We start from the raw sequence: 7719 nt of genomic DNA on the forward strand, positions 1-7719 counted from the left end.
CCTTGATAAAACGGCAAATTTTGCGTACTTTCGCATCTTCTGTATTGACAAGATTAAAGCGGATTATGGAAAAGAAGAGAATCCTCTACGTTTCGCAAGAAATAACCCCCTACCTACCCGATTCACCAATTTCTAAACTCTCTCAAGACCTACCAACCTTAATGAACGATGCCGGCCACGAAGTGCGCATTTTTATGCCGCGTTTTGGTTGCATCAACGAGCGTCGCCATCAATTGCACGAAGTTATTCGCCTTTCGGGGATGAATTTGATCGTGAATGACATGGATCAGCCCTTGATCATCAAGGTAGCGAGCATTCCGACCTCGCGCATTCAGGTGTACTTCATCGACAATGAAGAGTACTTCAAGCGCAAGGCGACATTGACCGATGATAAGGGAGAGCTTTTTGCCGACAACGACGAGCGCAGCTTGTTCTTCTGCCGCGGCGTATTGGAGATCGTGAAAAAGCTGGGTTGGAAGCCCGACGTTATTCACGCCCATGGCTGGATGACGTCCATGTTGCCGGTTTATCTGAAGAAAAATTACTCGGACGACCCCATTTTTGAGGACAGCAAGTTGGTGTACACCTTGTACGACAACGACTTCAAAGGGTCTTTGAGCGAAGATATGGCCAAAAAGATCAAGTTGAACGAAGGAGAGAAGTGCGTTGAGTCCATTGCTACGCCGGACTTCGTGAACTTGAACAAGCTCGCTATCGACCACAGCGATGCGGTGACGATGGGAACTGAAGAAGTAAATGCCGATCTCAAGGCGCATGCCGAGAGTAAAGGTTTGCCGATGCTCGACTTCGTAAACGACGAAGAGCGTTCAGCGGCCTACGAAGGTTTCTACCAAGAGATCTCCGTAGAAGAAACCGTGGCCTAACATACTAAAGGCATTTCCATTGAGTTATTGGAACATGAAGCGCATTGCAAAAATCGCTGGCCTCGCCGTTTTGGTGGGGCTTCTTTCTTGTGAAAAGGACGTTACCAGCATCGGGGTGGATATTCAGCCGCCCGATGATCGGTTGAATATCGGAAAGACCGATACGCTTAGGTTGACCGCCTATCGACTTCCCGATGACCTGACGGCAACGTCGACCCTGTTCCGATCGCCGTTGGGGCAAATGAACGACCCCGTTTTTGGTTTCACCAAGGCGGATTTCTTTACTCAGGTTCGTTTGCCGAGCAATAATGTATTGTTCGACAACAACCCGATATGCGATTCGGTCAAGTTGTTCATCAAATTCGACGATCCCGGGATGTACGGTCCTGCCGATGAACCAAATGCTCTGGGGATTACGATTTACGAAATGAACGAAAAAATGGAAAGTACGGCCGATACTTTCTATTTCTCGAACCGAAGTTTTGATTACAACCCCATTCCGTTGCTCGACACCTTGTTCGTACCCGGTTTGACCGATACACTGTCGTCCGGAGAAGAAAGGCCCGACACCATGGAGCTGCGATTACCGGCTTCGGTGGGTCAGTATATCCTCAACGGTACGGAAGATGAACTTTTGAACAATGCGAATTTCAGTGAGTACTTCAAGGGCCTGCACATTACCTCGAACGTATCGTCCGAGATGTTCTATCTCGACATGCCGAGTTCGGCCACGCGCATGACCATCTATTATCACGACGATGAACTAGATAGTTTGAGCTACAGCCTGACCTTTAACAGCAATGCTCAGCGATCGAACCGATTCTATCACGATTACAGCAGTACTCAGCTAAGTGTAAAACCCGTTGATACGACCGGATACGGCGAAAAGGAATTGTACGTTCAAGGATTGAACGGGATGCGAACGGCCATTAGGATCCCGGGACTCGAAAACTTGCGCGACTGTACCTTAGTCATTAATCAGGCCTTGATCGAGTTTCCTATTGTTCCCGGCAGTAATGCTGTTTGGGAAGAGGCGGGTAACATGGTGTTGTTGCGGCTCGACAGCAACGGGGATACCCAAACCATCTTGGATCAAGCTCAAGGGAATGATCATTTTATGGGAGGGTTCAATTCTTCCGAGAATAAGTATACCTTTAACATCGCTCGACATGTTCATTCCGTGATCAACGGAGATGCGCCAAACGAACCGTTGGTGCTCGTTGTTTCCGGAAATGCCATTAGAGCGAATCGCGCTGTGTTGAACGGTTCTGATCCGGAGTTATTTGAGGAGAACCGAATGAAATTGATTCTGACATACACTAAACCCTAAGGCCAATGTGTGGTATTGTGGGATATTTGGGGCATCGCGAGGCCTGCAAGATCGTTATTGACGGTCTCAAAAGATTAGAATACCGCGGATACGATAGTGCCGGCGTGGCCCTGCTGAACGATGACGCCTTTGTCATGTACAAGAAGAAGGGCAAGGTTAGTGAGCTCGAAAACCTCATTGGCGATAACGACGTATCCGGAAGTATGGGGATGGGTCATACCCGTTGGGCAACGCACGGGCCGCCCTCTGACAACAACTCGCACCCGCACTTTAGCGAAAACGAAAATCTGGCATTGGTACACAATGGGGTCATCGAGAATTTTGATTCATTGAAATCGGAGTTGGAGAAGCGCGGATACACCTTCAAGAGCGAAACCGACACCGAGGTACTCGTGAATTTGATCGACGATGCCTATCGCGCCGCAGGCGTAAGTTTTGAAGAAGCCGTTCGATTGGCTCTTCAGCAAGTTATTGGGGCTTACGCCATCGTAGTTATGAGCAAAGATGATGACGACACCATCGTTTGTGCTCGAAAAGGGAGCTCGTTGGTGATCGGAATCGGAGAGAACGAATTTTTCATTGCTTCCGATGCTACCCCATTCCTCGAATATACCAACAACGCAGTATATCTCGACGAAGATGAGATGGCGGTTGTTCGCCGCGATGGAAACCTCTTGGTTTCAAAGATCCATTCGAGCGAAATCATAGATCCGTACGTACAAGAGCTTCAGATGAGTCTCGAAATGATCGAGAAAGGTGGTTTCGATCACTTTATGCTGAAGGAGATCTACGAGCAACCGCGAAGTATTCGGGATACGCTCAGAGGCCGCTTGCTTCCCGAGGAAGGAATTATAAATATGAGCGGAATTCGGGAATACGAAAGTAAGTTCTTGAATGCTCACCGAATCATCATCATTGGATGTGGAACCAGTTGGCACGCCGGCTTGGTCGCCGAATATCTATTCGAGGATATCGCGCGTATGCCCGTTGAGGTGGAATATGCGAGCGAATTCAGATACCGGAATCCGGTGATCACGGAGAACGACGTAGTGATCGCCGTATCTCAATCGGGGGAAACGGCCGACACGCTTGCAGCCATTCGTTTGGCAAAGAGCAAGGGGGCCACCATTTTTGGCGTTTGCAACGTCGTGGGAAGTTCGATCGCTCATGAGACCGATGCCGGAGCGTATACCCATGCGGGTCCGGAGATCGGAGTCGCATCGACCAAAGCCTTTACGGCTCAGGTTACCGTGTTGACGCTCATCGCACTGGAGTTGGGCCGCCGTCGAGGGGTGCTGTCCGAAAGCCGATTCCGTGAGCTTATATGGGAGCTCGATCGTATTCCGAACCTCGTTGAGCAGTTACTCAAAGAAGATGCGCACATTCAGCACATCGCCTCTATGTACAAGGACGCAAATAACGCGCTTTACCTGGGACGAGGCTACAACTTCCCGGTCGCGCTCGAAGGAGCTCTGAAGCTTAAAGAAATCAGCTATATCCACGCCGAGGGATACCCGGCTGCCGAAATGAAGCACGGACCTATCGCCTTGATCGATCGCGATATGCCGGTCATATTCATCGCACCGCGCCGCGGACATTACGAGAAAGTCCTGAGCAACATGCAGGAAGTGAAAGCGCGAAACGGACGAATTTTGGCCATCGTCAACGGCAAAGACGGGCAGGTCGAAAGTCTCTGCGAGCACGTTATCGAAATTCCGGACACAGAAGAGGCCTTTAGCCCGTTGCTAGCGACCATTCCGCTGCAATTGCTGAGCTACCACATCGCCGTAATGCGCGGTTGCAACGTGGACCAGCCCCGAAATCTGGCGAAATCGGTAACGGTCGAGTAAGCCGCCCGTAAGTTTTAAGGGGTGTGCCTACGGCACGATAAATGATCTCAGCGGTTATTGAAATCGTTCATGGTACGTTGGAGTCCGGCCGTCCCAAACGACTTGATCAATTCGGTCGCGAGCTCTATTCGAGCCTTCAAATCTTTCTTTTCTTCACCGGTCCATTCGCCAAGCACATAATCCACTTGTCGGCCATTTGAGAATTCGTTTCCGACACCAAAGCGCAATCTGGGATAGTTTGGGTTGCCCAGGGTTTGCTGGATATTCTTGAGCCCATTATGACCTCCATCGGAGCCTTTTCCCTTGAGGCGTAACTTGCCAAATGGAAGGGCGATATCGTCGGTCACCACCAGTAGTTGGTTGGTCGAAACCTTCTCTTTTTGTAACCAGTAATTTACGGCCTTACCGCTGAGATTCATGTATGTGCTCGGCTTGATGAGCACGAACGGCCGTCCTTTCCATTTGAACTCGGCCCGATCGCCATAGCGATCGGCAGAAAAAGAAATACTGGATGACTCTGCGAGTGCATCCAGTATTTGAAATCCGATGTTGTGACGGGTATTCGCGTACTCCGCCCCAATATTTCCAAGTCCTACTACGAGACTCTTTTTCACGCTTATTCAGCTGCTTCGGCAGTAGCTTCGGCGTTTTCGCCTTCAGCTCCTCCTCCTTCTTCGCTTTCTTCACCCTCTTCGTCTTCTTCCTCGTCGAGGATAGCTTTACGAGCGGTCAATACGGCTACAACAACTGAACGATCCGCGTTCAAGATCTCGAATGGCATTCCTTCACCTACTTCGGCAACCGTTTTGGTGTGGCCGATGCGCATTTCAGAAATGTCGATGTTGATGGCGCTAGGTAAGTTAGCTGGAAGAGCTTTTACGCGCAGACGACGCTGAGCGTGACGCAATCTACCACCGATACGAACACCAATGGCGCTTCCGTGCAAGTGCACGGGAATCTGCATGATCACCTCTTTGTCATCGAATACCTGCATGAAGTCGGCATGCATAAGCTCATCCGTTACCGGGTGGTATTGGGTTGCTTTCAACACGGCAGATACCTTTTTTCCATCAATATCCAGCTCTACCAAGTGGGCATCGGCCGTATAGATCAGGTTTTTGAAATTGCGGCTGTCGGTGAAAAAGTGAATATTCTTTTCACCGCCGTATACCACACAGGGTACCATTTCTTCACGGCGCAGCCTCTTGGCGTCTTTCTTGCCAATCTCTTCGCGCAGTTTACCGCTGATTGATACTACTTCCATTTTCGCTTTTTCTTTTTGAGTGCTTATACGATAAAGTGCGAACTAATTGATTTATGCTTGCTGACCCGTTTGAACACATTGGCAAAGAGAGGCGCAACACTCACTACGCGAATCTTAGCCGTTTGCTGACGCAACGGGATGGTGTCGGTCACGATCAACTCTTCCAAAGCCGAATTCTCGATGCGCTCGTAGGCATTGCCTGAGAGCACGGGATGGGTACATACAGCACGAACACTTCGCGCTTCCTGTTCCATCATGAGATCGGCCGCTTTGGTCAACGTACCGGCGGTGTCGATGATGTCATCTACCAATACGATGTCGCGATTCTTCACTTCACCAATGACCGTCATTTTTTCAATGACATTGGCCTTCAGTCGTTGTTTGTAGCAGATCACTACCTCGGAATTGAGGTACTTGGCATAGGAATTCGCACGCTTGGATCCACCCATATCAGGCGAGGCCATGGTGAGATTCTCCAACTCCAAACTCTCCAAATACGGCAAAAAGATCGCCGATGCGAAGAGGTGGTCTACCGGAACTTCAAAGAACCCTTGGATTTGGTCCGCGTGGAGGTCCATGGTGATGATGCGCGTGGCACCAGCGGCAGTCAACAAGTTGGCTACCATTTTTGCACCTATGGGTACACGTGGCTTATCCTTTCGATCTTGCCGAGCCCAACCAAAGTAAGGCATCACCGCAACGATCTGCTTAGCAGAAGCGCGCTTAGCGGCATCGATCATCAGCAACAACTCCATCAGGTTTTCCGTGGGCAGATTCGTACTGTTGACAAGGAAGACCTTGTCGCCCCGTACTGAATCCTCGAAACTCGGCTGAAATTCGCCGTCGCTGAACTCCGAGGTGACGACATTACCCAATTCTACACCGTACTCGTCCGCAATTCGTTCTCCCAAAACTTTAGAAGCTTTACCCGAGAAAATCTTCACTTTCGAAGCCATGTTGGAGCGATACTTTAGGTTAGGTAATGAGTGCCAATTCCCCTTAGAGGGCTGCAAATTTAAGAATATTATTGAAACCTTATCGCATATTTCTCAGGCCATTAGCTAAAAATTTACACATCGGCTTTGGTGTATTTCGGAAATGGTGGTACTTTCGCCTTCCCAATTTGCCCGGGTGGCGGAATTGGTAGACGCGCTGGATTCAAAATCCAGTTCTGGCAACAGAGTGCGGGTTCGATTCCCGCCCCGGGTACAAGCAAAAAAAGATAGCTTCCTGGCTTATAACAAGTTACGGAACAATTTTTGTTACTGCGCGATAGTATTGTGATAAACGGGAGGTTTTTCAGTACTATTCTGTAGAGCCTGAAGTGATTAAATGTGTGCTCGAAGCATCAATATCCAAGAAAGAAGGTTCTAAGACCCTTCCTTCAAAAAAAGTGACTCTCTCCTTCTTAGACATCATTACGGCAACGTTAATGTCTAAATCGTCGCATAATTTGTAAACCCTGTCTTTTATGTCTTGAAGACACGATATAAGTCCGTTCAGGACTTCAGTAAATGTTTCAGTTAGGTAATCCTTCATAAGTTGGAAATCATCATCCTTGAGGTTTTCCCAAGGTTCGTTTTTACCATACCCATGCCTGTCTTCCCCTTTTCTTGGGGTTGCGACTTTCGTGAATCCTTTTTTAAAGGCTATGGAAATCTTGCAGCCGTGAAGAATTATATTTCTGGCTTCAAAAATACCCTTTAGCTTCTTGACATGCTCATCTGAACATTCAATTCGGTATACGTTTTCATCTAATTTAGTTTTCTCCGCCAAGCCAAATTGTAAGTATATATTGATTATGCTATCCCTTATTCGACCTCCGTTGGCATGAAAAGAAATGAAGTCGTTCAAGACGTCCAAGTATTCACCAGGATCTTTTTCATTTGCAATGTGGTTCATACAAATAAGGCTCTTTAGACATGTATAATGGCTCTGAGCAATTTGAATTCTTCGGTTTCTTTCTTCCTAGTTTAACTTCTTGATTTCAGGCATCATTCCTGCACCGTTATGACAAATATATCGCTTCCATGTAGATTCATATACTGGAATATATGAGCGAATAAAACCAACATGAGTTCTTTCAAGGTAGTCTCCGTTTTCTAATGTCATTGATAATGTTGATTAAATTTTCAATACTGTAGCTGGGCCGTACCTCAATTAATTCGACTCCATTCTTCTCAGCAAGCTTTCTTTTTCTTTCGTCCCTCTCAATAGTCTTTGCGTGGGCAGCTTGACCACCGAAATAGTCGATTGGCTTGTCATGCTGGGCTCCCTGATATTCTAGGGCTATTTCCAGTTCAGGAATTCACACCACACCCGTCCAAAACGTTTTTTGACGCACTAAACACCTGTTGAAAGTCAGGAGTTTAGCTCTTTCACTACCCCAAT

Annotated in this window: 7 protein-coding genes and 1 tRNA gene; 4 read left to right on the forward strand and 4 right to left on the reverse strand. The window is 48.1% G+C overall.

Translation table 11 applies throughout. The features are described from left to right. Positions 1 to 65: 65 nt before the first annotated feature. Genes J4F31_06120 through glmS form a run of 3 tightly spaced genes read left to right on the forward strand, consistent with a single transcriptional unit; the run spans position 66 to position 4064 of the window. Positions 66 to 884, forward strand: coding sequence for a glycogen/starch synthase (locus tag J4F31_06120; protein MCE2496138.1), 819 nt, complete (start codon positions 66 to 68; stop codon positions 882 to 884). Positions 885 to 918: 34 nt separating this feature from the next. Next, positions 919 to 2214: a DUF4270 domain-containing protein gene (locus J4F31_06125; GenBank protein ID MCE2496139.1), complete on the forward strand. Its 1296-nt coding sequence runs from the start codon at positions 919 to 921 to the stop codon at positions 2212 to 2214. Positions 2215 to 2219: 5 nt separating this feature from the next. Then, positions 2220 to 4064 carry a glutamine--fructose-6-phosphate transaminase (isomerizing) gene (glmS, locus tag J4F31_06130; GenBank protein ID MCE2496140.1) on the forward strand — a complete coding sequence of 615 codons (1845 nt, stop codon included), beginning with the start codon at positions 2220 to 2222 and terminating at the stop codon, positions 4062 to 4064. Between the two features lie 47 nt (positions 4065 to 4111). On the opposite strand, the gene pth is transcribed toward glmS, so the two are convergent. From pth to J4F31_06145, 3 genes are read right to left on the reverse strand one after another with little or no spacing between them, the layout of a single operon-like run. Further along, positions 4112 to 4678, reverse strand: a complete 567-nt coding sequence (pth, locus tag J4F31_06135) for an aminoacyl-tRNA hydrolase (protein MCE2496141.1) — start codon at positions 4676 to 4678, stop codon at positions 4112 to 4114. Between the two features lie 2 nt (positions 4679 to 4680). Next, entirely contained in the window at positions 4681 to 5328 is a 648-nt protein-coding gene (locus J4F31_06140; GenBank protein MCE2496142.1) for a 50S ribosomal protein L25, read from the reverse strand. A 23-nt stretch (positions 5329 to 5351) separates the two neighbouring features. Beyond that, a complete protein-coding gene (locus J4F31_06145; protein ID MCE2496143.1) occupies positions 5352 to 6284 on the reverse strand; it encodes a ribose-phosphate pyrophosphokinase in 933 nt (310 codons plus the stop codon). A 169-nt stretch (positions 6285 to 6453) separates the two neighbouring features. On the opposite strand from J4F31_06145, the gene J4F31_06150 reads away from it, so the two are divergent. Further along, positions 6454 to 6537, forward strand: a tRNA-Leu gene (locus tag J4F31_06150). Positions 6538 to 6633: 96 nt separating this feature from the next. Here J4F31_06150 and J4F31_06155 read toward each other — a convergent pair. Further along, positions 6634 to 7230 carry a hypothetical protein gene (locus tag J4F31_06155; GenBank protein ID MCE2496144.1) on the reverse strand — a complete coding sequence of 199 codons (597 nt, stop codon included), beginning with the start codon at positions 7228 to 7230 and terminating at the stop codon, positions 6634 to 6636. Positions 7231 to 7719: the final 489 nt, after the last annotated feature.

It is taken from the genome of Flavobacteriales bacterium (genome assembly GCA_021296215.1).
In the GTDB taxonomy this organism is placed as follows: domain Bacteria; phylum Bacteroidota; class Bacteroidia; order Flavobacteriales; family ECT2AJA-044; genus ECT2AJA-044.